The sequence below is a fragment of the Roseburia hominis genome (assembly GCA_040702975.1).
Taxonomy (GTDB): Bacteria; Bacillota; Clostridia; order Lachnospirales; family Lachnospiraceae; genus Allocoprococcus; species Allocoprococcus hominis_A.
This window is the reverse complement of the sequence record CP159990.1, coordinates 2,598,581-2,622,826: the sequence shown is the minus strand read 5'-3', so window position 1 is coordinate 2,622,826 and position 24,246 is coordinate 2,598,581. Positions and strand designations below refer to the sequence as shown.

Annotated in this window: 20 protein-coding genes; 18 read left to right on the top strand and 2 right to left on the bottom strand. The window is 42.4% G+C overall.

Annotated features, from left to right (window positions below; translation table 11 throughout):
• The first annotated feature begins 116 nt into the window (after nt 1–116).
• The 5 genes from ABXS75_12185 (at nt 117) to ABXS75_12165 (ending at nt 3,975) form a co-directional block, all read left to right on the top strand.
• The gene (locus tag ABXS75_12185; protein ID XCP83828.1) at nt 117–1,811 is read left to right on the top strand and encodes an alpha-amylase family glycosyl hydrolase; all 1,695 of its coding nucleotides are present in this window, start codon (nt 117–119) and stop codon (nt 1,809–1,811) included.
• An 8-nt stretch (nt 1,812–1,819) separates the two neighbouring features.
• The gene (locus ABXS75_12180; protein ID XCP83827.1) at nt 1,820–2,356 is read left to right on the top strand and encodes a DUF5662 family protein; all 537 of its coding nucleotides are present in this window, start codon (nt 1,820–1,822) and stop codon (nt 2,354–2,356) included.
• 88 nt (nt 2,357–2,444) lie between these two features.
• On the top strand, nt 2,445–2,627 hold the full coding sequence (locus tag ABXS75_12175) for a DUF4250 domain-containing protein (GenBank protein ID XCP83826.1): 183 nt from the start codon (nt 2,445–2,447) through the stop codon (nt 2,625–2,627).
• Between the two features lie 39 nt (nt 2,628–2,666).
• Nucleotides 2,667–3,449 (top strand): AAA-like domain-containing protein, encoded by a 783-nt coding sequence (locus ABXS75_12170; protein ID XCP83825.1) that lies wholly within the window; start codon nt 2,667–2,669, stop codon nt 3,447–3,449.
• Nucleotides 3,388–3,975 (top strand): hypothetical protein, encoded by a 588-nt coding sequence (locus ABXS75_12165; protein XCP87213.1) that lies wholly within the window; start codon nt 3,388–3,390, stop codon nt 3,973–3,975. The genes ABXS75_12170 and ABXS75_12165 overlap by 62 nt, the downstream gene beginning before the upstream one ends.
• A 79-nt stretch (nt 3,976–4,054) precedes the next feature.
• Here the strand turns inward: ABXS75_12165 and ABXS75_12160 are convergent, their stop codons facing one another.
• Together ABXS75_12160 and miaB are read right to left on the bottom strand one after the other, a co-directional pair.
• Nucleotides 4,055–4,504 (bottom strand): hypothetical protein, encoded by a 450-nt coding sequence (locus ABXS75_12160; protein ID XCP83824.1) that lies wholly within the window; start codon nt 4,502–4,504, stop codon nt 4,055–4,057.
• Nucleotides 4,505–4,564: 60 nt separating this feature from the next.
• Nucleotides 4,565–6,052, bottom strand: a complete 1,488-nt coding sequence (gene miaB, locus ABXS75_12155) for a tRNA (N6-isopentenyl adenosine(37)-C2)-methylthiotransferase MiaB (GenBank protein XCP83823.1) — start codon at nt 6,050–6,052, stop codon at nt 4,565–4,567.
• Nucleotides 6,053–6,327: 275 nt separating this feature from the next.
• On the opposite strand from miaB, the gene ABXS75_12150 reads away from it, so the two are divergent.
• The 13 genes from ABXS75_12150 (at nt 6,328) to miaA (ending at nt 24,242) form a co-directional block, all read left to right on the top strand.
• Entirely contained in the window at nt 6,328–6,912 is a 585-nt protein-coding gene (locus tag ABXS75_12150; protein ID XCP83822.1) for a hypothetical protein, read from the top strand.
• Nucleotides 6,890–7,609, top strand: a complete 720-nt coding sequence (locus tag ABXS75_12145; protein ID XCP83821.1) for a LytTR family DNA-binding domain-containing protein — start codon at nt 6,890–6,892, stop codon at nt 7,607–7,609. The genes ABXS75_12150 and ABXS75_12145 overlap by 23 nt, the downstream gene beginning before the upstream one ends.
• Nucleotides 7,609–8,967 carry a GHKL domain-containing protein gene (locus ABXS75_12140; GenBank protein ID XCP83820.1) on the top strand — a complete coding sequence of 453 codons (1,359 nt, stop codon included), beginning with the start codon at nt 7,609–7,611 and terminating at the stop codon, nt 8,965–8,967. The genes ABXS75_12145 and ABXS75_12140 overlap by 1 nt, the downstream gene beginning before the upstream one ends.
• A 231-nt stretch (nt 8,968–9,198) precedes the next feature.
• Nucleotides 9,199–12,024 carry a type 2 lanthipeptide synthetase LanM gene (gene lanM / locus ABXS75_12135; protein XCP83819.1) on the top strand — a complete coding sequence of 942 codons (2,826 nt, stop codon included), beginning with the start codon at nt 9,199–9,201 and terminating at the stop codon, nt 12,022–12,024.
• A 274-nt stretch (nt 12,025–12,298) separates the two neighbouring features.
• Complete coding sequence (locus ABXS75_12130) at nt 12,299–12,814, top strand: hypothetical protein (GenBank protein XCP83818.1); 516 nt, start codon at nt 12,299–12,301, stop codon at nt 12,812–12,814.
• Nucleotides 12,815–12,964: 150 nt separating this feature from the next.
• Nucleotides 12,965–13,594 carry a hypothetical protein gene (locus ABXS75_12125; protein XCP83817.1) on the top strand — a complete coding sequence of 210 codons (630 nt, stop codon included), beginning with the start codon at nt 12,965–12,967 and terminating at the stop codon, nt 13,592–13,594.
• Between the two features lie 145 nt (nt 13,595–13,739).
• Entirely contained in the window at nt 13,740–14,126 is a 387-nt protein-coding gene (locus tag ABXS75_12120) for a hypothetical protein (protein ID XCP83816.1), read from the top strand.
• A gap of 90 nt (nt 14,127–14,216) precedes the next feature.
• The gene (locus ABXS75_12115) at nt 14,217–14,852 is read left to right on the top strand and encodes a hypothetical protein (protein ID XCP83815.1); all 636 of its coding nucleotides are present in this window, start codon (nt 14,217–14,219) and stop codon (nt 14,850–14,852) included.
• Nucleotides 14,853–15,955: 1,103 nt separating this feature from the next.
• Nucleotides 15,956–16,951, top strand: coding sequence for a hypothetical protein (locus tag ABXS75_12110; protein XCP83814.1), 996 nt, complete (start codon nt 15,956–15,958; stop codon nt 16,949–16,951).
• A gap of 231 nt (nt 16,952–17,182) precedes the next feature.
• Nucleotides 17,183–18,007, top strand: coding sequence for a hypothetical protein (locus ABXS75_12105; GenBank protein XCP83813.1), 825 nt, complete (start codon nt 17,183–17,185; stop codon nt 18,005–18,007).
• A 230-nt stretch (nt 18,008–18,237) separates the two neighbouring features.
• Nucleotides 18,238–20,871 (top strand): DNA mismatch repair protein MutS, encoded by a 2,634-nt coding sequence (mutS, locus tag ABXS75_12100; protein ID XCP87151.1) that lies wholly within the window; start codon nt 18,238–18,240, stop codon nt 20,869–20,871.
• 68 nt (nt 20,872–20,939) lie between these two features.
• Nucleotides 20,940–23,231, top strand: a complete 2,292-nt coding sequence (mutL, locus tag ABXS75_12095) for a DNA mismatch repair endonuclease MutL (protein ID XCP87150.1) — start codon at nt 20,940–20,942, stop codon at nt 23,229–23,231.
• A 57-nt stretch (nt 23,232–23,288) separates the two neighbouring features.
• A complete protein-coding gene (gene miaA / locus ABXS75_12090; protein ID XCP83812.1) occupies nt 23,289–24,242 on the top strand; it encodes a tRNA (adenosine(37)-N6)-dimethylallyltransferase MiaA in 954 nt (317 codons plus the stop codon).
• The last annotated feature ends 4 nt before the right edge of the window (nt 24,243–24,246 follow it).

The following is a 24,246-nucleotide window of genomic DNA, read 5'->3' as shown; positions in this document are numbered from 1 at the left end:
AGAGGGCCTTAAATCACTGGATAACACGAAGGAAAGGGAGAGGGACGATTTCTCCCGCAAATAACGATGCATAGACGGAAGTTTATGTCTGTGCGAAGCGGCAGGAGGCAAGAAGTATGAAGACGAGCGTTGGGTATCCGCTCCCTCAGGGATGCACACTTACAGGAAAGACTGCGAATTTTTCTATAGCAGTACCGGAAGGAAAGACATGTGAACTTTTGTTATACAGGCGGGGGCACGAGGCTCCAAGCGACAGATTTCTTATGGAGGAGGACCCTGTAGCGGGGAATTTGCGCCATATAGCGGTTGCCTTAGAGCGGCCTGAGAGATATGAATACGGCTATTTGATTGAAGGCAGGTCTGGAAAAGATGTGTACTGCCGGGAATTAGGACAAGTAAAGAGTGAAGAAGTCGGTGACGGGAAGGGGCATGAGGAGTACCGATACCGAATCGCTTCGGACACATTTGACTGGGAAGGGGATGCACCGCTTCGGATTCCACCGCATGAAGTGGTGGCGTACAGTATCCATGTACGGGGGTTTACGAAGCATGCCTCGTCCAGGGTCAAAAAGAAAGGGACCTTTGCGGGAATTATGGAGAAGCTCCCCTATTTGCAGGAGCTGGGAATCAATCAGCTTCATTGCATGCCGGTCTATGAATTTGACGACAACCTGCGCTATAAGAACTACTGGGGATATGGAGAGGGTTATTTTTTTGCACCGAAGCGGGCGTATGCTTCGGGGGATGCGGTATCTGAGATGAAGGAGCTTGTGAAGACACTGCATAAGGCCGGTATTGAACTGGTCATTGAGATGCCTTTTACCGGGGAGACGCCTCTTGGAAGGATGATCGACTGTCTCAGATTCTGGGTATTGGAATATCATGTGGACGGCTTTTTGATCAATCCGGCACTGCTAAGTCCAGGGAATCTGAAAAATGATCCAGTGCTGGCGCGAACCAAGCTGCTCTATAAAGATGATTACTTCCAGAACACCATGCGACGGTTCCTGAAAGGGGACGAGGGGATGGTGCAGGAGGTAATCTGGCAGCTGAGATGTCTTGGCAGCGCGGAGGGCCGGTTCAACTATATTACCAGCCAGAATGGATTTACCCTGCGGGATCTGGTATCCTACGATGGGAAGCATAACGAGGCAAACGGTGAGAATAACCAGGACGGACCGGTCTACAATTATAGCTGGAACTGTGGGGCGGAGGGCCCGTCCAGAAAGAGTGCGGTGCAGAAGTTAAGATTGCGCCAGAGCAGGAATGCCTATATGCTTCTGCTCCTTGCGCAGGGCATGCCGTGCCTTCTCGCAGGGGATGAGTTTGGAAATACGCAAAAAGGTAATAATAACGTTTATTGTCAGGATAATCCGACTGCATGGCTGGATTTTGGCAGACTGCCGAAAGAAAAGGAACTGCATGATTTTGTGCGGGATCTGATTCGTTTCCGGAAGGAACATTCTCTGCTCCATCCGGTGCGGGAGATGAGCGGAATGGATCAGACAAGCTGTGGCGTGCCGGACGTGTCCTATCACGGAGAGAGCGCGTGGAGGGCACAGACGGAGGTGGCAAGCCGACAGCTCGGCGTATTCTACCATGATACGGCCAAAGGAGAGGAGAACCTGTTTGTGGCCTATAACATGCATTGGCTGCCGCATTCGTTTGCGCTTCCTACTTTGCATGGCGGACTTCAGTGGCATGTCTGCGTTTCTACGGATGAAGGAGTCCTGAAAGAAACGCTTCCGGTTACGTCCAGGCGGGCGATTGAGCTCCCACCGAGGACTATAATGGTATTGAAAGGAAAATAGGAGGAACTATGAAGGCTTGGCAGCATTTTTGTACGATTACACATCATAAACTTTTGGTTATGAAGGAGTGTTTTAAGGTTGGATTGTATAAACAGGGCTTACTGCATGATCTGTCAAAATATTCTCCTTCGGAATTTCTGGTGGGGTGCAAATATTACCAGGGAACCAGAAGCCCGAACAACGCAGAGCGTGAGGCTACCGGCCTTTCTACGGCCTGGCTGCATCACAAGGGAAGAAATAAGCATCATTATGAGTACTGGCTGGACTACAGCCTGACACAGCCCGGCATCTCCGGGATGAAGATGCCGAAGAAATATGTGATCGAGATGTTCATGGACCGCATTGCGGCATCGAAGATCTATATGAAGGATGCGTATACCGACGCCTCTCCGCTGAATTATTACTTAAACGGGAAAGAGCTTCAGGTGATCCATGAGGACACGAGACGCCTTCTGGAGAAGCTGCTTAAAATGCTCGCAAAGTACGGAGAAAAGAAAACCTTTGCCTACATACGCAATGTGGTTCTGAAAACGGAAGATTATTAGAGGATGATTATTCTGCCTGCCAGGGGATTTTACCAGGCAGGTGGTTTTGTATCATGTGGTGATATTGGAGTGTATAGGAGGAATTTGTGTGATGAGTGAATTACCCCGTGACCCGGTGATGCTGTTAAGTGTGGTGAATACGAAGCTCAGAGATTTTTATCCGGATCTGGATACTTTTTGCCGGGAACAGTGTATTGAGAAGGAGGAACTGACCCAGCGGCTACGACAGATTGATTATGAATATGATATGGAGAGGAATCAGTTTGTCTAGAGGCAACTTGATGATGCAATGACGGGAGTGTGTTCAACTATGCGTAAAGAGTTTAACATTAGTGGAGATTGTAAACCTGAAATTCACTATATGGTCGATATTACGGAGAAACTGAAAAAGATCAAAAAGATGGTTGACGAGGGCCGGTATTTTACAATCAATCGGGCCAGACAGTATGGGAAAACAACGACGCTTAAAGCGCTTAAGAAATTTCTTGAAGACGAGTATTTAGTAGTCCGAATGGATTTTCAAAGACTGGGGTATGCTTCATTTGAAACAGAGCAGAGTTTTGTTACGTCATTTTCGACAGAATTGCTTGAGTGTGTCTGCAATTTTCCGGCGGATATCAAATCACAGCTATGTGTTTTTATTCATGGAAGTGCCAAATCGTGTACCCTGCAAAATATGTTCAGGGTTTTGAGTCGGTGGTGCCGCAGTTCTGAAAAGCAAATTGTCCTTATGATTGATGAGGTTGATAGTGCGACGAACAACCAGGTTTTTCTTGATTTTCTGGCACAGCTTAGAAGCTATTATCTTGATCGCGATGAGGTGTCAACATTCCAATCCGTTATTTTGGCTGGTGTATATGATGTAAAGAATATTAAAAGAAAAATACGGCTAGAGGACGAACACAAGACAAATAGTCCTTGGAACATCGCGGCAGATTTTGATGTGGTGATGAGCTTTTCAAAAGAAGAAATTGCAGGTATGCTTTGTGCATATGAAAAGGATTGTCATACCGGAATGAATTTGGAGGAAATTGCAGGACTTATCTATTGCGACCATGTTTGGGTTTGTGAAGAATCATGCAGGGACTCTTGAACTGGCAAACCGAGTTTTTGAAATACGGTTATATAACTATTTTTTGACTACAAGTGAAGCGCAGAGTAGCGGGATTTTTGAGGCGGCGTCAAACAACAAATCACAGTTTATTCAAAATGGCCGACTCGATATGGATGTGGTAATGAAAAAATATGTAGAGTACTTTGACAGTATCTATGGTGACCGAATGGAAGAATTCAGTGAAGAGGAGGGACGCCGGCGTTTCCTGCTCTATATTCGGCCGATTATTAACGGAACCGGTAATTATTATATTGAGCCTGAGACACGGAACGCACGCCGCATGGATGTAGTGATTGATTATTTGGGTGAACGTTTTATTATCGAACTAAAGATTTGGCGTGGGACCTCCTACAACGAGCGTGGGGAGAAACAGTTATCTGACTATTTGGACTATTTCCGATTAAAGAAAGGGTATATGCTCAGTTACAATTTTAATCGAAAAAAAGAGATAGGAGTTAAGCGGATACAGTTGGGTGATAAGATTTTGGTAGAAGCTGTTGTATAAGACCAAATAGCCATACTTGCATGGCTATTTGGATTGTTGCTTGCAGAAATAAATGTTTTATCAGTTTGGGAGGAAATGGTTATATAATAAAGTACCGCGGCTTTTCCTCCCGATAAAGGAGGTATGCGGCCCCGCTTCCTATGGGAATCGCTATGGCGATCAGTCCGGAAAACAGAATCATAAAGGGAACGCAGATCTGCCCCCAGAGATTCAGGGGTTGATCGCTATAATCCCATACGGCGAGATGAAGCCATTTGTTGACAATGACCCCCGTGGCAAATTCCAGCGCTGTGACGAACAGAACGGCGCGAAGAATCTGGAGCCATAAAGGTTCGCTCCAGTGCATCAGCTGTCCCTGCATAGTGCAAAAAAGTAACGCCAGGCCGCCCAGCACGAACATGCTCCAGTGTGAGAAGCCTCTGAACGCGATTTCCAGAAGGTAATAGATACTTCCCCCAAGTGCCCCAATAAACAAGATTTCACTCCATTTCCGGCTGAGTTCTGCCGTCTTTACGTGTTGTTTTTCCATAAAAATTGCCCTCACTATGCAGATGATCTCTTCATAGTGTGGACAATTTTTCTATTTTTATTACTGCAAGTTTTCAAGTTCCCCCATATAATAGAACCCCTTGGCATGGGTCAGACGTACCGGTACGATCTTCCCGATCAGGCTCTCATCACCCGGGAAATGAACCAGAAGATTGTTGCTCATCCGTCCGGTCACAAGGGTGTCATCCTGCTCATTTATGTGCTCCACCAGAACGTCCATCACTTTTCCTTCATGGACCGAACATACTTCCGATGCGATACTCTGCACCTCGGCGAGAAGCCGGTCAAACCGATCCTTTACCACATCGTCAGGAACCTGATTTTCCATGGCGGCAGCCGGAGTGCCGGTCCGCTTGGAGTAAATAAACGTAAATGCACTGTCATAACGCACTTTTCTGACTACATCAAGCGTCTCCTGGAAATCTTCCTCTGTCTCGCCGGGGAATCCCACGATAATGTCCGTGGTAAGAGAGATATCCGGTACGGCTGCTCTTAGTTTTTCCACCAGATTCAGATAATGCTCCTTCGTATATCTTCGGTTCATCTTCTCCAGAATCCGGCTGCTTCCGGACTGTACCGGCAGATGCAGATGACGGCAGATCTTCTTAGACTTTGCCATTACATCAATCAGCTCATCAGAGAGGTCTTTGGGATGGGAGGTCATAAACCGAATACGCTCAATGCCATCAATTTTCTCAATCTCCTGAAGGAGCTGCGCAAAGGTCATCGGTTCCTCCAGATTCTTCCCGTAAGAATTCACATTCTGTCCCAGAAGCATCACTTCCACTACGCCGTCCGCCGCCAGCGATTCGATCTCTCGGATAATATCCTTCGGGTTACGGCTTCTTTCCCGGCCTCTCACATAGGGCACGATACAGTAGCTGCAGAAATTATTGCAGCCGAACATAATATTGACGCCGGATTTAAAGGGGAATTTCCGCTCGCTTGGCAGGTCTTCAACAATCTGATCCGTGTCCTTCCAGACATCTACCACCATCTTCTGTGACTCAAATCGATTCACGATAAGCTCCGCAAATTTGTAGATATTGTGGGTGCCAAATACCAGATCGACGAAACGGTAGGTTTTTTCAATCTTTTCGATTTCTTCCGCCTCCTGCATCATACAGCCGCACAGACCGATGAATAGATGCGGATTTTTCTTTTTCAGCCTTCCCAGATATCCAAGCCTCCCGTAGACTCTGGTATTGGCGTTCTCACGGACCGTGCAGGTATTATAAATAATGAAATCTGCCAGGTCTTCATTTGCTTCCTTCACATAACCGATCTGCTCCAGAACGCCGGTCAGTTTCTCTGAATCTCGGGCGTTCATCTGACAGCCGAAGGTCGTAACAGTAAATCTCGGGAGGCGCCCCAGTTCTGTCTCTAATGCTTTCACATAGCTGCGCGCCTTAGCCATAAAATAATATTGGCGCTGCGGTTCTGTATCCGGTGCCGGAACCTCCAGATTTACAGCGTTAAGATCAATTTCGTGTAGTTGTTCCTGCGGAACATTCCGTATATCTATCATAATCGTTCTTCCTCTCAACCATTTATTCTATCTTTTGTAACCAAGATTATTATAATAAGACGGAAAGAGGCTTGTCAACTACGACATTTGCACAATTGAGCTTTCGAAGAGAAGTAAAAGAAAAGAGATTACATGAATTGATGGTCAAAAAAACCATATTTCATGGTCAAAACCGTGTGAAATGCCGGCTTTCATGTTATAGTGGTTCTGTAGAAGGAATAGCGGTCATAATTTACGACGGGTTATATAAGAAAAATAAGGGGATATATAGTACAATGTTAATGGATCTGGTTGAGGTGGAAGGTATCAAAATTGCAGTAAGGAATCTGGAAGGGCTGAGGATTTCCAGCAACAAGGTATTAATCAAAAGCGTGGTCTGGCTAAGGAACATGTATGAATGCAGCGGGAAAGAGGAGTATCTGGAAAAAGCAGTCTGGCATATCTATGCGTATCTGGGCCTTGGGTTCCCCTACGAAGAGGGGGAGGAAGAATTTCGTATCATACTCAGTCACCTGGGCAAGGAACGGGAGGAACTCTTTCCGGCAAGAAGGTGGATCTACAAAAAGGTAAAGCTGAGTAAGACGAACGTTCGCAACTTGTTGGGCGGGTGGAATCCGGTTTTGCATTCCATGAAGATTAATGATGTTGTAAACGATATCGTAGATAAAGTGGCACATCTCGAAAAAGGAATCTACAGTTATCACTGTGGGAAGCTGATAGCGCAGTGTGAAGAAAAGGAACTGTGGGATCAGACATATCGGCTATACATTGACGAGGAGGGGGCTGTTTTCCAGAACCTGAATCAAAACCGGTATTATGTACTAGAGGGAGGAACATATGATAAAAATAGCAATTGTTGATGATGATAAAGAAATCCGGGAGCGCGTGTATTCTTTCGCCGGAAAGGCCGCCCAGAAGATAGAGCCAGAGGTAGAAATCGTTTGCTTTGAAGGGGGAGAGGAATTCATAGACGCCCTTGATCAGGAAAATCGTTGGGACGTTCTGCTGTGTGACATTGAATTGCCCGGCACAAATGGAATTGAGGTTGGAAGGATTGCGAAGCAGAAGTGCGCGCATCTATACCTCATTTATCTGACCTCACACAGCCAGTATGCAGTAGAAAGCTATACGGTAGACGCCTATCAATACATTATGAAGGAGTGCATGGATACAAGGCTTCCTGAGATTCTTATTCCGCTATTGGAAAAGCTGGAGCGGGAGATTCGTAAGTACACGCTCATAGGAACGGCCACGAAGAACGCTCTCGTTTATTACCGTGATATCATAAGCATTTGTAAGGAAAAAGGACAAAAATATGTTAAGTATAATACGATTGACGGAGAATACCGGGAACGGAATTCGCTGGACCAGATATTACATAGACTGAACCATCATGATTTCATATTAGTGGAACGCGGAATTGTTATTAATATAAGGCATGTAGTCAAAGTGTGGGATGACAGAATATTTATGGACGACGGGGAATGCATATATACAAGCCGTACGCGTATCGGGAAAGTAAAGCAGCATATTCACAAGTATTGGAGGGAAAGCTGATGGCTACGTTCATACATTCCGGTTTGTTGTTTGGAATTGGGATGTTCGAGGTGTGGCTCTGTTACCAGATGTTGTTTAGTATAATTATTGAAAAGAGTGCGCTGCGAACCAGAGATAAATGGATAATCGGAATCAGTATTATTTTTTTAGGACATGGTTTAATGTTTAACCGAAACTATGTTTTTTTCTCAAAATTGGTATTTGTATATGAGGTTTTTGTACTAAGTATGTGTGTTTGTCTGATTGTACGAAAGTTTTTAGGAACCATTATTAATTGGGTGCTTTTTTATTGTAGCTGCGTGGCGCTGGTCGATTTTCTCTTTGCGTTTATTAGTATTATTTTTTTGCGGGAAAGCTTTGAATATAAGATATATATTTATCCAAATTCCTTGTGGCAGATTGTGATTTATGTGTGTACTAGAGTACTTATTGCTGGTGTGATATATGAGATAAAAGGAAAATGGATTGGTCAAATAGAAGTTCAGGAGTATGGACGTATATTGTTTATAGTAAATATTTTCTTATTAATTGTATTAAGACAGTACCAGTATAATATTGTAAATATGTTTCACGGCGATCGTATTTTGAGAGAAAAGGAATTTAGTATTTCGCTTTTAGGAACGCTCAGTATCATTGCCATCTTTCTGATTTTATTTATGAAATACAAAACAGAACAAAAAGAGAATGAAATTATTCGGCTTCGGGAAAATTTGCTGCTTCAAGAATATGGAGAGTTGAAAAAAGGAATAGAACAAAATCGCTGTCAGGTTCATGATATAAAACATGATATAGTTGCACTGAAGAACTATGCGAAAGAAGGTGATTTAGTAAGATTAAATCATTACCTGGAAAAAATGGAAGAGGGTTTTTTTGATTCAAAGGATGTAATGTGGCTGCAGAATCCTCTGTGGAATCTTGTGTTTTCTCAAAAAAGTGCAGAGGCAAAGCAGAAGAAGGTGGAAATGCAGATCCACGTAAGTCCCAACATCTCTTTTCCGTTTGAGGACAGGGAAGGTTGTATATTATTTGGAAATCTTTTAGATAATGCAATTGAGGCCTGTGAAAAGGTTCAAAAAGGAGAAAAAAAGATTCGTATCAAAATAGAAAAACAACAGAATCTGGTATTCATGGCGGTGGCGAATAGTATTTATGAAATGCCCAAATATGGAGAGAGTGGGTTGATAACAACAAAATCACAACCATCATTACATGGATACGGATTAAAAAGTGTTAGGAGAATCGTTGATAAATATGGAGGTATTCTCTCTTATCATACACAGAAAAATGTGTTTATTATGGAACTGACCTTTTTTGAAAATGATAGTAGAAAGGAAATTGAACAGAATGGAAATGGATAGATATAAAGAATGGGCAGGAAGTCTCGACAAAGAACTACAGGAGATAAATGAACTGAATGCGAATTCCGATTCGGTAGATAAAGAAATAACTATTACAATGAATTGTACTTCGTTTTTCACAATTATCTGTTGCTAAGCTGTAACTTAAAATTAATGATAGTAGGGATAATATACCCAAAGGACTCTTTCCAATTCCTTTGGGTATATGAAACATTTGAGGAGTTACTAAGAATGAATAAAAATGGTAAAATGGTATATTTCCCCCAATTTTATGAACGATATTTTCAAAAGGCGTTAAGAGTATTCTTTGAATCAGCGGGAGAAGAGAAAGAGTATATCAATCAAGAAATCAACAAAAACTTACGCACTCAATTGGCCAACAAGCTACAGAATATCTGCATACGAATACTGATTACCTATCTGCACCTGTACAAAGAACAAGGCAAATTACAAGGCAAGGATTCTCGCGAGGAATATACTTACTTTTGCGAAAGAATTGTAGGAAGCGAAGAGTTTTACAAAAAAATATGCGAAGAATTTCCGGTACTTGAACATTGTGTGCAGGAGCAGATTACTTTTCAAGTCAACTATTTTTTGGAAATCATCCATCATTTTCAACAGGAAAAGGAAGAAATCGAAAGAGTATTATGTAAAGGAAAAAAGGCAGGTAAAATAATTAAAATCTCAAGTGAAGTGTCGGATTCACACCACGAAGGGAAAGTCGTACTTAAAGTTTATCTGGATAATGGTTATGAAATATTCTACAAACCCCATGATATGAAAAACGAAAAAGTGTATGGAGAACTTTTGCGATGGTTCACTAAGGAAACAGGGATTACGCAGTATGAGTATCCGATTATTTCCCACAAGGATCATAGCTGGTGCGAAGTGGTGGTGCAGAGTGACTGCAGTTTGGAAGTACAGATAAAGAATTATTATCAAAGGGTAGGGGGACATGTATTCCTGACATATTTACTCGGAACCAGAGATTTACATTATGAGAATATAATTGCAGCAGGCGAATACCCGGTTCTGGTTGATTTGGAGGCGATATTTTCGGTAAACAATTCGCAGCCGGAAGTAAGCGTAGAGAAGGAGGTTCGGCGCCGATTGAATCAGTCAGTTCTTGCGTCGGGTCTCCTGCCGGTTTATGTTTGGAACAAATATGGAGAGGGCGTCAATATATGTGCGCTAAATGGCAAGGGTGGACAACTCTATCCGGTGGAACTTCCGTATATAGAAAATGGCGGCACATCCGATATGCGTATCGCTTACCAAAAAAGATTCTCTAAACCGGCAAAAAATTTGGCTAAAAAAGACGGAGAATTCATGGAGCCGTCGCATTATAAAAAGGAAATCCTAAGAGGTTACATAAAGGCATACTGCGCCGCAATGCGCGGCGAAACTGAACTTTTAAAAATCATAGACGGATGGGAAGAAATTCACAGCAGAATCATTCTATGCGATACACAGCGATACACTATGCTGTTATCTGCTTCCTATCATCCGGATCTGATGCGGGATGAAACCGACAGAGAGAGATTCCTGTGCTCTTTGTGGAAGGGAAGAAAGGAAAATCAGAAATGCATCGTAGAATGCGAGGTCGCCTCTTTGCTTAGGGGTGATATCCCTTATTTTTATGTTAAGAGTCATGATACAGGACTTTATTCAGAAGGAGAAAACATAAAAAACAGCTATCTTATATGTACAATCGGAGAATGTGTCGTTCAGAGGCTATCTGAGCTTTGCATAGGCGATATGAAGCATCAGTGTGAATATATTGAGGCGTCTTTAGAACTTGGCAGTGAGAATAAAGAGAATTGCAGAAATAAGATGTATTGCGTGAAAGATAAGAATGGATTGTCCTCAAAAGAGGTTGTTAATATCGAGTTATATATTGAAAATTTGACAAAACATTTATGGAAGAACGCTATATGGAATAAGGATCACACAGAAGTTTCCTGGGAGGTGGTCAGGTTCTCCACGTCCAAAAAGTCGACGTGGAATCTTAGCCATATGAATCCATACTTATATGACGGACTGGCGGGAATGCTGCTTGTAGTATATTCTCTTGCTGACAAGAGAAAGTGGGCTGAGATAAGGGAGATGTATCAGGTGTTGCGAAACCAGCTTTTTCACTATACAGCGTTAGTATACCAATCCGAAGATTATTTACAGACAAGAAAAACAGGACTTTATGAAGGCGAGAGTTCCATCGTGTATGCGTACCTTATCTTGCTGGAGCTTAGCGGTGAGGAAGCATATCTGGAGCAGGCGCGAAAGCATATGGAGGTGGTAATCGCATTGTTAGACGAGGATCATCATTATGATCTTCTCTCGGGAAATGCCGGGGCAGCGGCCGCGCTCATAAAGCTTTATGAAATCACCGCTGAAGAAAGATATTTGAAAGAAGCTGAGCGGGCAATCGGACTTCTTAGTGCGGCGTCGATTAAAATGCAGTACGGAATTGGCTGGAGGGTGTGTGATTCGTTCGAGCCTATGTCCGGGATGGCACACGGGAACAGCGGAATATTGATTCCGGTTGTATCGTTGTGGCGTTTGACCGGAAAAGAAAAATATAGAGAAATGGCGCAGGATGTGTTGCTCTATGAAGAGTCCTTATACGATCCGGAAACGAATAATTGGAGAGATATTCGGAAATGTGATGAAAAGGACGAACAGGATCAGGACAGCGTCGCCTGGTGCCATGGAGCCGCTGGAATTCTGTTTTCCAGGCTAAAGTGCATGGAACTGTTGAACGATTGTAATGATTTACAGATGAAATCAGACATGGAAAGAGACATTTTACGAGCATATAAAAAAGTGAAGGAGTGCTGGCTAAGAGATAGCTGGAGCTTGTGTCATGGGATATGCGGGAATCTTTGGATACTGGAAATGGCAGAGAAAGAAATCCGGGAATATGGGATAGAGGAAGAAAGGATGATCAGTGGTAGGAGGAAAATTGGGAAAAAGATGCTGCTCTTGCCTCAGGAGAAAATGAACCCTGGTTTTATGAATGGGTATGGGGGAATGTTGTATTGGATGTTGCAGAGATAAAATGATAAAGAATATGTAGGGTATGTGGGGGAAAAGGATTTTTCGAGGTCAAAAAATGGGTGCTTATGGCCAATGTATTGAAAAATGAAAACTAAATATATATATTTAAATAAATATATTGTTGGATCAGCTTACAAACAAGAACTGTGATATTGATTTTGTGTTGTTAAGTTTAGATTTGAGGAGGTGTAAATTGTCAACAGATAATTATAACGCTAGAAACCAATTTTAAGAGTTGATGGGTGTAACTGACTAAGTGAAGGAGGACGATTTTATGAAGAAAAATTTTAAAGTAAAAAAAATGATTATGTGTATAATTATTACAGTATTTGTAACAAATATCTTTTCAACACCGGTTTTAGCTGCCCAAAAGTCGAAATACGTTACTGATAAAAAGTATACATTTGTAAATTCAGATGGTTTAATAGCAATTGCTTACGCATCTCATAACCTTTGTGAGGACTATAATGTACAAGGAAGCTCCCGAACTTTTTATCATAGACATTGGTTTTGGGGAGTAAAACAAGCAGGGGTAGTAGGCATACCAAGAGTAACTAATGTCTCACCAAAACATATGAATGGAAATAATGTTGCACGAACATTTTCTTGGGGGACAGAAGCGGGAATTCTTCCTGGTGGACTTGCTTCATATACTTCAGTTGGAAATAGTACCTCTGTAACTTATGCAAATAATACGCCAATTATTAGTACGGGAAGCTATTCATTTAATGACACAAATTTTAATCCGACGGTTACACCAATAGTTGTTAAAGTACCTCTTGGAAACTGAGTTAAGAAAATAATGAATTTAAAATAAGGGAAGAAAATTAGATGAGTTTATTATAATATAAATTTTCTAAGAATATTGTCAAAATTAAGATGACTTGAAAGTATTCGCAACACTTTAGTTTGTGTTTGAAAGAAATGGAGGCAAATTATAATGAAAAAATGTATGGAAATAGGTTGTTTAGTTTTGGCTATTTGTCTAATAGCTGGTATTGTTTTTTCGGGGAGTGTGAAGGCGGAAGAATCCGTCGAAATGGCGGATAATAATATTTGGTTTCAATTGGGAGAAAATGAAAGTCAAATACATTCAGTTCAATTATCTGATAAAGAAAGCATCGAATGGGAAAAAAATGGTATAGTAGTTTATTCTGAAGAAGTAGATAGGATAGAAAAATTTTATCGTCTTGGAAAGTGTAGTGGAGATACCAGAGAAATGGCCGTTAATCATATAATAGAACGTGAAGCGCTCTATGAAGCTGCAGTAAATAAGGGGTTTGTTGTAACTGATGAAGAAGTAGATGAAGGGATTAGAATACAAAATGAATTATTAGAAGATAGTGTAGAATTTAAGCAATTTTTAAAAGGTTATGGTGCTTCAGCAATTACTTATTGGCAAGAGCATTTTGAAGCGTTGCGCAAAGAGATTTCAATTAATCGATATCTATCATATAGAAAGATTGAATTTGCCAAAGACTATCCGACACTGGATGAGATGGAATTAAACGATAAGTGGCTAGAAGAAGAAAAGTCAATTCGAGAAACGATGAGAAATAGTAAAATGTAGTAGAAGTGAATCCTATGCTACTCGAATTGGTTTGCTGGGAATATGCCTGTGCTATGGATTAATATGAACAGGTAATACTTTAAAATGTATAGTATATATGCTTGTAAGTTTCAACATATGGCTATTAGTGAAAGAGGTGAAGAGTATGGGGCATTATAAAAAAATTTGGAGATTAATATTACTATGTGTAGTTTATTATTTGATTTCATATCTTATGTTATTTATTAATTACCATATTTCTGAGCGATATTTGGATAAAAATGTAGTTATTGTTTATGCTTATCTTGGGATTACTTGTATGTCATATTTGATTGAAGGATTAATTTTGTGTTCAGTTTTTTTTAGTGATATTCTCAATTGGAGAGAAGCGCTGATTGAGGGCATTATTTTAGTAAGTCCCTCTTTGATACTGAGTATATATCATATACAAAGGGGTATGTTAGATAGTGTGTATTTGACAAATATACTAAAGCTTTCTTATCTTATGACAGGTGGGGGAATATTTAAAATAGTTCGTTTTATTAGAAAATGATAATGAGTTTCCTCCAAAGAAGAAATGCAACGGAAATAGATTCAGGCAATTCGATTTAATAATGAGTTGTACCTGAATGAGGCGAAAGGAGTGGAAATAGAAATGAGAAAAGGATTAATTTTATTGGGAATATTGGCAATGCTTTTTACTCCAATTAATGTAAAAGCCAATGGAAATGTTTTGTTGAAACCTCATAAAGATGCCAAAGTGACGATATTTGCAAACGGGAAAAACATAACTATGAATTTACCTGAAGAAAAAATAGTAGAAACATTTAAATACACAAAGGGGGGTGAAAAAATAGGCACTGTATCGACCTCGGTTATTGTTAAAATAGATAGTGAAACAAATGAAATAGAATACTTGGAGGATTACGATATTATGCCATTAGATTCTCAAGATAATACAAACACAAAATCATATTGGAAAGCAAATATTTCTATTAATTATATATTAACCAATTCATACATTAATTATAAAAATGTTTCAGGTAGCTGGACCAAATTATCTTCAAATGCTCCGGCAATAACAAATAAAGAAGTAGTTTATGGTGGCATGTTTAAAGATGGTTATCCTTTAGTTACAAAATATCCATCAAGTAATTCTTTTTCATATGACACATATTTTGGGAACAGACCGTATAACTATGGTGGTGCGATCATGGCAAATGCACACTGCAACGTAGGCGGACAGTATTTTGCGGTTGAATGTGGACTTCGATTATAGAGCTTGCAAAATCAAACAGTGTCAGTGTACCAATTTGCAGAATATTGCAGGCATGTATGGACAATACTCACTTAACTTATTGAATTAATCTTCGGGAGGGGAAAAAGGGATTTATTGAACATATCGCGTTTATTGCCCGAAACAGCATAGTATGATTATGACTAGTTCTGTTCATTACTTTGTTGCTAAAATGTCATCTCCATATATTTTATCAAAGGGCTCATTTGAGTCCTTTGGTTACTATACATAGCTAGTAAAAGCTAATGGATCCTGGTTTTATGAATGAGTATGGGGATGTTGTATTGGCTGTTGCAGCGATAAAATGATAAAGTATATATAGAGTATAGGAGTTCCTGAAGTTAAAAAGTAGACACTTATGGACAATGCATTGATTTTCTGTTTTATATATAGTAGTTTATGGTTAAGAAACATCGATATTCATAAGCAATGTAAAAAAACAGATGACAAGAAGATAAAATATTTAATATTTTGTAAATTGGTGTAATCCAAACTTAGATAACTAAGGGCGGTGGATTGATATGTGGTAAGATTTAAGAGTAACTATGAAGGAGGATATGATTGTAAGAAAATAATTCTGGTTGATATTCAGGAAGAACAAAAAAATTGTGTTTCAGAACAAACGAAGACAGATTAGTTCGGCAAGGGGTATCTAGGATTCGGAGATAGGAGATTATATTTAGAAGTATTGAAATCAATATTTGATAAATAAAACGTTACATTTTCTACTGTATGCTTTGGAGGGAAGGGAATATTACGAAATCGAGAATAATAAGTAATAATAAAAAACATATTATTTTAGAAGTAATATGTTTAGGATTATTAACTTTACACATTACTGAAAGATGTATTTTGCCGCAATTGGTATTTATAAACGCTGATTTTTTTGTGGTATTTCGAAAATATTTTTGGTGGTTTGATGTTAGTGTGGGAAATATTTTTAGATATATTGTTGTTATTCTTTTGTTTCAGATTATAAGGTCTACAATGTGGTAGATAGGAAGCCTATTGGTGAAGAAGGAGTTTCTGATACAGAAGGAGCAAATACTAAGTGTAATTAGCTTTTGATACTGGGGATGAACTGTATGAAGATAAACCGCTTTATGAAAAAAAGATGCTTTTTGAAAATATTGCTATTTCTGATTGTAGGTATGGTGATTTTATCTGGATGTACAAACTCGCAGGTACTGAAAAAGAAGGATGAAGGAAAACAACCAGAAAAACCAAAAGAGAATTCGCCATATTATTTCTCATTTACTGTTACAAAAGAAGAAGGAGATAAGCTTAATACTTACACTTATATTTCTGATTTTGAGACAAAGAAGATAGAGGAAAAGTCGAAGATTCCTTACACATCCCAATATCCTTTGACTGTGTACTTAGATTCAAAGGATGAGGTATATTACACGCACCGGGAGGATGGAACTGGTGAGGATGAGATTTATCGGAAGGAGTGCAAAAGCTTGGAAGGAGAGCGTTTGACAGATTCTTTATTTGCCGTCAATTATATTTTGCCATTTGCAGATAGTGTGTATCTTGTAGCTGTTGAAAATGGAACAAGGGCGATGGGACTGTTTAAGTTTGAAAATGGAAAAATATGTCGGATACTGAAGGATGAGGATGCATTTGTATGGCAGGTGAATTATAATCCTGATTTGGAGAAAATTGTCTTCAATACATATTCCCAGCCGGAATTTGATGAGAAGATGGCAAATAATATGGGAGAAGAATCTTTTGGTGTGAATACGATTTATGAGATGGATTTAGCAACGGAAAGCATACGAAAAGTTGGAGATGTTGAGGAAGGATATATGACAGCGATTGCGTTAGATTCTTCCGGTGATATTTATTATCAAATAGGAGATTGGTACAGACTGGAAGATGGAAAATCCCAGAAGACGTCTATATTTGAGGGAGTGCAGATGGATGAATTAATTTCTATGCAGAATAGTAAAGTATATTATATTTCATATGAATCAGAAATTATAGGTTATGACTTAGAAACAGGAGAGAAAGAATTGTTTTATGCCTTAAAAGAGAAAAATGCGGCAATAAATAATGCGGTGTTATTGAGAAGGTAAAGTATATGATATAGGATCTAAATAGTTTAATTGTAAATAAGGCATTCTATTACTGCTTGTGGTGGGATGTCTTATATCGTTTACTCATCTGATCTTCTCTCGGGAAATACCGGGGGATAGCGGTTGCGCTCATAAAACTGTATGAAAATGTGTCTGGCGGAAGGGGTGCTGAAAATGTATAATATAAGAGGAACTGTTGTATCGGTTTAGAATAATGAAAAGGAGAGCTCCATGAAAAAGAGGACCAGATTGTTTGCAATTATATTGATCATTTCCCTGTTGTTCAATCTTGTGTCTTTCCTGCATATTCAGGAGAGAAAGAAGATTTTATTTGAAAGAATTTTGGAGAATTTGGAGAATACCTCGCTGATACTGAAAAACATACCGTCCGGTTCGCGGGATTATGAGATGATCCGGTCTTATGATTTGACGAACTTAACGCTGCAATGCACGCAAATGGATCAGGAAATGGAAGAGTTGTGTAACCTTATGGCGCCGCTTCATCGTTATAGTGAACCTTTACAATTTAGTATGTTGTGCAATGAGGTGAGTACATGTGCAGGAAATAGAGATTTTTCAATCATTCAGGCTTACGAGAAGATACTGAATGAATTTATTGAGAAGATAGCACTCTCCGGTGAAGGGGAACAGCAAGAGGCGGACTCATCCTTGTCCATTCGTTCCTGGATAGCTGAATGCGAGAGAGTGAATGCTAAATTATCCGAAGCTGACGAAAATAAAGTCAGCGACTGGACGGCGAATATGATAGCTTTTATGACGTACACGGACAAGGATTTAGAGATTGGCGAGTATTTTAGTGACGAATCCTTTCAAACGTTTTTGGAAGGGAAGGCCTATTCCTATTTTACACAGAAGAAAGAAATACAGCTCAGGAGTATAGAACTCCTGGAACGGGATGTCATGAGTGAAAAAGTAAAAGTTCATTGTTTGGCGGATGGGCAGGAGGAAACGATAGAATTACATTTCATAACAGATGAGGAGGGAATGTGCCTGCAGGTCGATATTCGGGACTCGGAGACAGGAGATTATATTTAGAAGTGTTGAGACTAATGTTTCATAAATATAACGGTAATTCGTTTATAACGGGTTATCGTTATATTTTTGTTGTAGCTAAAGAGGTCGGAGTGCTTGAGTGACACAATGAAAATATCAAGAAAATGAGAAAAACCCCCGTTTCTATTTATCCCAAATTATGTTATACTAAAGAATGCGAAAAAATGAATTTTACGAAAGATGAGGATAGATAGATGCCAGAGCTAACTCCAATGATGCAGCAATATTTAAAAACGAAGGAAGAGTACCCGGACTGTATACTATTTTACAGGCTGGGAGATTTCTATGAGATGTTTTTTGAAGATGCGCTCACCGCCTCAAAGGAACTGGAGATCACCCTGACCGGGAAAAACTGTGGACTGGAAGAGAGGGCTCCGATGTGCGGAGTCCCTTATCATGCTGTGGACGGATATTTGAACCGACTGGTGTCCAAGGGCTATAAGGTGGCCATCTGCGAGCAGATGGAGGACCCGAAGCTGGCAAAGGGGCTGGTGAAGCGGGATGTGGTGCGGATCGTGACGCCGGGAACGAATCTGGATGTTCAGGCGCTTGACGAGACCCGGAACAATTATATCATGTGTATCGTTTATAGTGCAGACCGCTATGGACTTTCGGTGGCGGACGTGACGACCGGGGAATATCTTGTGACAGAGGTGGAATCGGGCACAAGGCTAAGCGACGAGCTGTTCAAATTCATGCCGTCTGAGATTATCTGTAATGAGGCATTCTATATGAGCGGGCTGAATCTGGACGACTGGAAGAACCGGCTTGGAATCGCAATTTACGCGCTGGACAACTGGTATTTTGACGACGCCATGTGCCGCCAGACGCTCTCAGAGCATTTTAAAGTGAAAACGCTAGATGGGCTGGGACTTTCGGATTATGACTGCGGTGTGATCGCTTCCGGAGCGCTTCTTAAATATCTGGAGGAGACGCAGAAGAATGATCTGTCCCACATGAGCACCCTAACCCGCTACACGACCAGTAATTTTATGGTACTGGACAGCTCGACCAGGCGGAATCTGGAGCTGTGCGAGACCTTGCGTGAGAAACAAAAACGAGGTTCCCTCCTCTGGGTGCTGGATAAGACGAAGACGGCCATGGGCGCGCGTATGCTTCGCAAATATGTGGAGCAGCCGCTGATCGAGAAAGAGGCCATTATCAGGCGGCTGGACGCGGTGGAGGAACTAAAAGACAACGCGATTTCCCGCGAGGAGATTCGGGAATATCTGGGGCCTGTGTACGATTTGGAGCGTCTGGTGGGGAAGATCACTTACCAGTCTGCCAATCCGCGTGACTTAATTGCGCTTCAGGGCTCGCTTGCCATGCTGCCCTCAATCAAATATCTTCTGGAAGAAATGCATTCCGAGATGTTAAAGGGGATTTATGAGTCGATGGACCCGCTGGAGGAGCTGAGCCATCTGGTGGAGAGCGCGATTATACCGGAACCGCCGCTTGCCATGAAGGAGGGCGGGATCATAAAGGAAGGCTACAACGAGGAAGTGGACCGACTGCGCAAGGCCAAATCGGACGGGAAATCCTGGCTTGCCGAATTAGAAGAGAAGGAGCGGGAGAAGACAGGGATTAAGAACCTTAGAATCCGTTACAATAAAGTGTTCGGATACTATCTGGAGGTAACGAATTCCTTTAAGGATCTGGTGCCGGAATACTACACCAGAAAACAGACGCTCACGAATGCCGAGCGCTATATCACGCCGGAGCTGAAAGAACTGGAGGACACCATATTGGGGGCGGAGGACAAGCTCTGCGCCCTGGAATATGAATTATACTGCGAGGTTCGCGAACGGATCGCGGCGGAGATCACCCGAATCCAGAAGACGGCTTCTGCCGTGGCCGAGCTTGATGTGATTGCATCACTTGCGCTGGTGGCGGAGCGGAATCAGTATGTGAGGCCGAAGATTAACGAAAAGGGAGTCATCGATATCAAGGACGGAAGACACCCGGTGGTGGAAAAAATGATTCCCGGCGATCTGTTCATTGCAAATGATACGTATCTCGATGATAAGAAAAAGAGAATTTCGATTATTACCGGGCCAAATATGGCCGGAAAATCCACATATATGCGCCAGACGGCCCTGATCGTACTGATGGCGCAGATTGGATCCTTTGTGCCGGCAGCGTCGGCAAATATCGGGCTTGTAGACCGCATTTTCACCCGGGTAGGTGCTTCCGACGATCTGGCGTCCGGACAGAGCACCTTCATGGTGGAAATGAATGAGGTGGCCAATATCCTGCGCAACGCTACGAGTAAGAGCCTTCTGATCCTTGACGAGATCGGGCGGGGGACCAGCACCTTCGACGGACTCAGTATCGCCTGGGCGGTGGTGGAGCATATCAGCAACAGCAAACTGCTTGGCGCCAAGACACTATTTGCCACCCACTACCATGAACTTACGGAACTGGAAGGGAAGATCGACAATGTCAACAATTACTGCATCGCGGTCAAAGAAAAAGGGGACGACATCGTGTTCCTGCGTAAGATCGTGAAGGGCGGGGCGGATAAGAGCTATGGAATTCAGGTCGCAAAGCTGGCCGGAGTGCCGGATTCGGTTATTTCGCGGGCGAAGGAGATTGTGGAGGAGCTGATTAACGCGGATATCACGACAAGGGTCAAGGATATCGCGGCGCAGGGCAGCCACGAAAAGAGGAAAACTCCCACAAAACGGCTTGACGAGGTGGATATCGCACAAATGTCGCTGTTTGACACGGTAAAGGACGATGATGTGCTCGAGGAGCTGAAAAGTCTGGATATCAGCCATATGACGCCAATGGATGCGATGAATGAGCTGTATAAATTGCAGAATAAATTAAAAAACCGGTGGTAGTGAGCCGGAGGCGGGCCCCCGTATTCATGGGGGCCTTATAAATGGAAGAAAACGGAAGGGAAAGAATTATGCCACATATCGAATTATTGGATCAGATGACCATAGATAAAATTGCTGCAGGAGAAGTGATTGAGCGTCCTGCGTCCGTTGTGAAGGAATTGGTGGAAAACGCCATCGATTCCGGTGCGACCGCTATTGTGGTGGAGATCGAGGACGGCGGTATCACATCGATGCGGATCAAGGACAATGGCTGCGGAATTGAAAAAAGTGATGTGAGAAATGCATTTTTGCGCCATTCAACCAGCAAAATACGAAGTGCGGAGGATCTGTTCTCCATTTCCTCTCTGGGCTTTAGGGGCGAGGCACTTTCCAGTATCGCAGCGGTCTCCCGGGTGGAGATGGTGACGAAGCCTGAGAAGGAAGTGCTTGGGACCAGATATGTGATTGAAGGCGGAAAGGAGCGGGAACTGGAAGATGCCGGGGCGCCTAATGGTACCACCTTCTGGGTCAGGCAGCTCTTTTACAATACACCGGCAAGGCGGAAATTCCTGCGCACGCCGATGACGGAGGCAAGTCATATCTCTGAACTTCTGATGCGGCTGGCACTATCACACCCGGAGATTTCATTTGAATTTATCAATAACCGTCAGCAGAAACTGCACACTTCCGGAAACGGAAAACTTAGAGATGTGATCTACCATATTTATGGCCGAGACGTGGCAAATGAGCTGCTGGAGCTGGAATTTGAAAGAAATGGAGTACAAATCCGCGGATTTTTAGGAAAACCGCTGATTTCGCGGGGAAACCGGAATTTTGAAAACTATTTCGTAAATGGCCGGTACATAAAAAGTAATATTCTCGCTAAGGCAATCGAAGACGGTTATAAGGACTTTTCCATGCAGCATAAATACCCGTTTGTTGCCTTTCATATTACTATGGACCAGGAACTGATCGATATCAATGTACACCCCACAAAAATGGAGCTGCGTTTCCGCAATCAGCAAGAGATTTATAATCTGGTGTATGAGGCGGTGAGCCGGGGATTGCATGAAAGGGAGCTGATTCCCGAAGTGGAAGTGCCGGAGCCGCCTGTGGCAGAATCTATACCCAAGGGCATCCCGAATGGCCATTCGGCCGTTTCACAAGGTATGCCGCATGTGATTCGGGAGGACGGTCCCGGATACGGGAGCGGGACAGGGCGAGGCGCTCAGGACTCTGCAAAACCTGAGGAACGAGATCTGGATTATTTCATGAAAAAGATGCGAGAGAGAGTGGCGTCATACCATAATCGCACCTCTCATGCCGAGGTGGCGGGGATGAGCGCGATCTCCCCAACTGCTGTCCAGAATCGAAAAATCAGCCAGGCAGTTCAGGCTAGACTTAGAGAAGAGGAGAAGGAAGAAAATCAATTTTTGCATTACAGAGAAAGTAGAAGTGAAAGCGATTCTCTGAAATGCAAAGATGGGTTAGAAACTTTAGAAAAGCATAGACAAAGAGGAGAAGAGGCTTTTGTGCTTTCAGAGGACAAAAAAACTCGAAAAGAACAGGAAATAACAGAGCGCACTCTGGAAAATATAGAAAATAAACAAGAAAAAACAGAGCACACTCTAAATGAAATAGAGCGAAATCTGGAAAAAGCAAAAGAAATAACGGAGTATACTCTGGAAAATGACCAATGTTTTGAGAAAAATGCGGAAACCGACAATCCTTTACAGCAAAATGACTTGCAAGCCAGTCAATTAGACCTGTTTGAAGAAAAATTTCTCAACAAAGATGTGCGCCAGGAGTACAAAATCATAGGACAGGTATTTGACACCTACTGGCTGGTTCAGTTTCATGATAGTTTGTACATTATCGATCAACATGCGGCGCATGAGAGAGTTTTGTATGAGAAGACTCTTGCAGGTATGAAGAACAGGGAGTATACTTCCCAGTATATCAGCCCTCCGATCATATTAAGCCTGACTATGCAGGAGGAAGAGGTGCTGAAGACTTATGGAAATCGTTTTTCTGCGATCGGGTTTGAGATCGAGCCTTTTGGCGGAGAGGAATATGCGGTGCGCGCAGTGCCGGACAATCTGTTCGGAATCGCCAAAAAGGAGCTTCTGTTGGAAATGCTGGATATGCTTTCGGAAGGGCTTGCGGGGAATGCAGGATCAGATCTGATCGATGAGAAGATTGCCTCTATGTCCTGCAAGGCTGCGGTGAAAGGCAATTCCAGGTTGTCGACGGCCGAGGTCGATGCATTAATCGGCGAACTTTTGACTCTGGAGAATCCCTATCATTGTCCGCATGGTCGACCGACGATCATTGCAATGACAAAGAAAGAGCTGGAAAAAAAGTTTAAGAGAATTGTGTAATAGGGAAGTAAGATAGAGAAGTGTGATAGAAAAAACGTGATAGAAAGGAATGAAGATATGGAACAGGCAAAACGCCCCTTGATTATCCTTACGGGGCCGACTGCGGTGGGCAAAACGCAGGCGTCCATCGGTCTCGCAAAAGCGGTGGGCGGAGAAATCATCTCGGCGGATTCCATGCAGGTCTACCGGCATATGGATATCGGTTCGGCAAAGATCCGTCCTGAGGAGATGGATGGGATCCGCCACTATCTGGTCGATGTGCTGGAACCGGAAGAAGAGTTTCATGTGGCAAGGTTTCAGCAGATGGCTAAAGAGGCGATGGAAGCAATCTATAAGGCGGGAAAGATACCGATTGTCGTGGGGGGAACAGGATTTTACATTCAGGCGCTCTTGTATGAGATTGATTTCTCAAAAGGCGACGAAGATATGGCTTACCGTCGGGAATTGGAGGCATTTGTCACTGAACATGGCGCCGAGGCTCTGCATGAGCGTCTTCGCATGGTCGATCCGGCGTCTGCGGAGGCGATTCATGCGAATAATGTCAAGCGGGTGATTCGGGCGCTGGAGTTCTACCGTCAGACGGGGACGCCGATTTCCCGGCATAATGAGGAGGAGCGAAGGAAAGAGTCCCCCTACCGTTTTGCGTATTTTGTGCTGAATGATGTGAGGCAAAGGCTGTATGAACGAATCGACAGCCGGGTCGATGCGATGCTGAAGGAGGGCCTTGTGGAGGAGGTCGCCGCCTTGAAAGAACGGGGCTGTCATAAAGAAATGGTGTCCATGCAGGGTCTTGGATACAAAGAAATCCTTGCTTATCTGGATGGAGAATGTACGCTTGAGGAGGCCGTTTATATTCTGAAACGGGATACCCGGCATTTTGCAAAACGGCAGATTACCTGGTTCAAACGGGAAAGAGACGTGATCTGGATTCCAAAACAGGAGTATGGATATCAGGAAGACAGGATTTTAGACGTCATGCTGACACATTTAAGAGAAAAGGAGATTATATGAAATG

Coding starts and splice junctions, on each gene's coding strand:
- ABXS75_12185 (XCP83828.1), top strand. CDS start 117: ATGAAGACGAGCGTTGGGTATCCGCTCCCTCAGGGATGCACACTTACA.
- ABXS75_12180 (XCP83827.1), top strand. CDS start 1,820: ATGAAGGCTTGGCAGCATTTTTGTACGATTACACATCATAAACTTTTG.
- ABXS75_12170 (XCP83825.1), top strand. CDS start 2,667: ATGCGTAAAGAGTTTAACATTAGTGGAGATTGTAAACCTGAAATTCAC.
- ABXS75_12160 (XCP83824.1), bottom strand. CDS start 4,504: ATGGAAAAACAACACGTAAAGACGGCAGAACTCAGCCGGAAATGGAGT.
- miaB (XCP83823.1), bottom strand. CDS start 6,052: ATGATAGATATACGGAATGTTCCGCAGGAACAACTACACGAAATTGAT.
- ABXS75_12150 (XCP83822.1), top strand. CDS start 6,328: ATGTTAATGGATCTGGTTGAGGTGGAAGGTATCAAAATTGCAGTAAGG.
- ABXS75_12145 (XCP83821.1), top strand. CDS start 6,890: ATGATAAAAATAGCAATTGTTGATGATGATAAAGAAATCCGGGAGCGC.
- ABXS75_12140 (XCP83820.1), top strand. CDS start 7,609: ATGGCTACGTTCATACATTCCGGTTTGTTGTTTGGAATTGGGATGTTC.
- lanM (XCP83819.1), top strand. CDS start 9,199: ATGAATAAAAATGGTAAAATGGTATATTTCCCCCAATTTTATGAACGA.
- ABXS75_12130 (XCP83818.1), top strand. CDS start 12,299: ATGAAGAAAAATTTTAAAGTAAAAAAAATGATTATGTGTATAATTATT.
- ABXS75_12125 (XCP83817.1), top strand. CDS start 12,965: ATGAAAAAATGTATGGAAATAGGTTGTTTAGTTTTGGCTATTTGTCTA.
- ABXS75_12120 (XCP83816.1), top strand. CDS start 13,740: ATGGGGCATTATAAAAAAATTTGGAGATTAATATTACTATGTGTAGTT.
- ABXS75_12110 (XCP83814.1), top strand. CDS start 15,956: ATGAAGATAAACCGCTTTATGAAAAAAAGATGCTTTTTGAAAATATTG.
- ABXS75_12105 (XCP83813.1), top strand. CDS start 17,183: ATGAAAAAGAGGACCAGATTGTTTGCAATTATATTGATCATTTCCCTG.
- mutS (XCP87151.1), top strand. CDS start 18,238: ATGATGCAGCAATATTTAAAAACGAAGGAAGAGTACCCGGACTGTATA.
- mutL (XCP87150.1), top strand. CDS start 20,940: ATGCCACATATCGAATTATTGGATCAGATGACCATAGATAAAATTGCT.
- miaA (XCP83812.1), top strand. CDS start 23,289: ATGGAACAGGCAAAACGCCCCTTGATTATCCTTACGGGGCCGACTGCG.